The organism is Mycobacterium sp. (assembly GCF_035653355.1).
Classification (GTDB): domain Bacteria; phylum Actinomycetota; class Actinomycetes; order Mycobacteriales; family Mycobacteriaceae; genus Mycobacterium.
This window is the reverse complement of sequence record NZ_DASRBZ010000404.1, coordinates 1-2,685: the sequence shown is the minus strand read 5'-3', so window position 1 is coordinate 2,685 and position 2,685 is coordinate 1. Positions and strand designations below refer to the sequence as shown.

At 65.4% G+C, this 2,685-nt stretch carries 2 protein-coding genes; both read left to right on the top strand.

Annotated features, from left to right (window positions below; all coding sequences use genetic code 11):
- Nucleotides 1-2,092: ATP-binding protein (locus tag VFA16_RS13885; protein WP_324968376.1), on the top strand; the 2,092-nt coding region annotated here is incomplete at its 5' end.
- The coding region (locus VFA16_RS13880; RefSeq protein WP_324968375.1) for a response regulator transcription factor at nt 2,085-2,685 on the top strand (601 nt) is incomplete at its 3' end. The genes VFA16_RS13885 and VFA16_RS13880, both read left to right, overlap by 8 nt.

The window sequence follows — 2,685 nt, the reverse complement described above, 5'->3', positions numbered from 1 at the left end:
ACGCCAGGCTTCCCAGATCGAACTCATCGACATTACGCCAGAGGCCCTGCGGCGCAGGCTATCCCACGGCAACGTCTATGCACCGGAAAAGATCGACGCGGCACTGTCCAACTACTTCCGCAGCGGGAACCTCACCGCGCTTCGGGAACTGGCACTGCTGTGGCTGGCCGATCAGGTCGACGCCGCGCTGGCCAAATATCGCGCCGACAAGAGGATCACCGACACCTGGGAGGCCCGCGAGCGCGTCGTGGTGGCCGTCACGGGCGGCCCCGAATCAGAAACGTTGGTGCGCCGAGCATCCCGGATCGCCTCGAAAGCCAGCGCCGAGCTGATGGTGGTGCATGTCCTGCGCGGCGACGGCCTTTCGGGTCTATCAGCGTCGCGGATGGGAAAGATCCGGGAACTGGCCGCCAGCCTCGATGCGTCGCTGCACACCGTGGTCGGCGATGACGTGCCCACAGCGCTATTGGATTTCGCCCGCGAGATGAACGCCACCCAGCTGGTGATCGGCACCTCACGCCGCTCTCGATGGGCCCGCATTTTTGACGAAGGCATCGGCGCGGCGGTGGTGCAGCGGTCCGGCAAGATCGACGTGCACATCGTCACTCACGAGGAATCCAAGCGGGGCTTTCGGACGGCGTCGATTTCGCCGCGCGAACGCCGCGCCGCATCGTGGCTGGCGGCCGTGATCGTCCCGACTGTCATCTGCACGGTGACGGTCGCCTGGCTAGACCGGTTTTTGACGACGAGCGGCGAAAGCGCGCTGTTCTTCGTCGGAGTGCTGGTGGTTGCCTTACTGGGAGGTGTTGCCCCGGCGGCTCTTTCGGCGGTGCTGTCCGGTCTGCTGCTCAACTACTACCTGACCCCTCCGATACATAGCTTCACCATCGCCGAGCCCGACGCCGCGGTCACCGAGCTGGTGCTGCTGGTGATGGCCGTGGCGGTGGCGGTTCTTGTCGACGGCGCGGCCAAACGCGCCCGTGAAGCAGGGCGGGCATCGCAGGAGGCGGAGCTGTTGACGCTGTTCGCGGGATCGGTGCTGCGCGGCGCGGACCTGGAGACACTGCTCGAGCGGGTGCGCGAGACCTATTCGCAGCGGGCGGTCAGCGTGCTTCGCGAGCGCGGCGACGGCAGTCGGTACGTCGTGGCAGCAGTCGGCAAAGACCCATGCACCACAGTCGATTCCGCCGATACCGCGATCGAGGTCGGCGACGACGAGTTCTGGATGCTATTGGCAGGCAAGAAGCTCGCCGCACGGGACCGCCGGGTGCTGAGCGCGGTGGCCAAGCAGGCCGCGGGTCTGATCAAACAGCGTGAGCTTGCCCAGGAGGCCAGCCGGGCCGAGGCGATTGGCCAGGCCGACAAACTGCGCCGCTCGTTGCTGTCGGCGGTCAGCCATGATCTGCGCACACCCCTGGCAGCGGCCAAGGTCGCGGTGTCGAGCCTGCGGGCCCAGGATGTCGACTTCTCCGCCGAGGACACCGCCGAATTGCTCACGACCATCGAGGAATCGATCGACCAGCTGACCGCGTTGGTGGGCAATCTGCTCGACTCGTCCCGGTTGGCGGCCGGCGCGATTCGCCCTGAGCTGCATCGGGTCTATCTCGAGGAGACGGTGCAACGCGCACTGGTCAGCATCGGCAAGGGCGCCACCGGCTTTTTCCGACCCGGCATCGACCGCGTCAAGGTCGACGTCGACGGCGCGGTGGCGATGGCCGACGCCGGGCTACTGGAACGAGTTTTGGCCAACCTCATCGACAATGCGCTGCGCTACGCACCCAACTGTGTGGTGCGCGTCAACGCGGGCCAAGTGGGTGATCGCGTGCTGATCAATGTCATTGACGAAGGTCGCGGGATTCCGCGCGGCACCGAGGACCAGATCTTCGAGGCGTTCCAGCGGTTGGGAGACCACGACAACACCACCGGTGCGGGTTTGGGACTGTCGGTGGCCCGCGGATTCGTGGAAGCCATGGGCGGCACAATCCAAGCCACGGACACACCGGGTGGCGGATTGACGGTCGTAGTGGATCTCGCTGCGCCGCAAGAAGACGAGATCCAGCGCGACGGGATCGGGAGCGGCGCCAATGACTAGGGTGCTGGTCATCGACGACGAGCCGCACATCCTGCGGGCGTTGCGGATCAACCTGTCGGTGCGCGGCTACGAAGTGACTACCGCCGCCAGCGGCGCCGGTGCGTTACGGGCCGCGGCCGAACATCGCCCGGATGTCGTGATCCTCGATCTGGGGCTGCCGGATATCTCCGGCATCGAGGTATTGGCCGGGCTGCGCGGCTGGCTCAACGCACCGGTCATCGTGCTCTCGGCGCGCACCGATTCGTCGGACAAGGTTGAAGCCCTCGACGCCGGCGCCGACGACTACGTGACCAAGCCGTTTGGTATGGACGAGTTTCTCGCCCGGCTACGCGCCGCGGTGCGTCGCAACGCCGCGTCAACCGAGACAGATCAGCCGGTTATTGAAACTTCTTCTTTCACAGTCGATTTGGCTGCCAAAAAAGTGATCAAAAACGGTGCCGAGATTCATTTGACGCCGACCGAGTGGGGAATGCTGGAGGTCTTGGCTCGAAACCGCGGCAAGCTGGTGGGCCGCGAAGAACTTCTCAAGGAGGTGTGGGGACCGGCGTACGCACACCTCCTTGAGAAGTTCTTCGCGGCCCACCAGCTTGCCG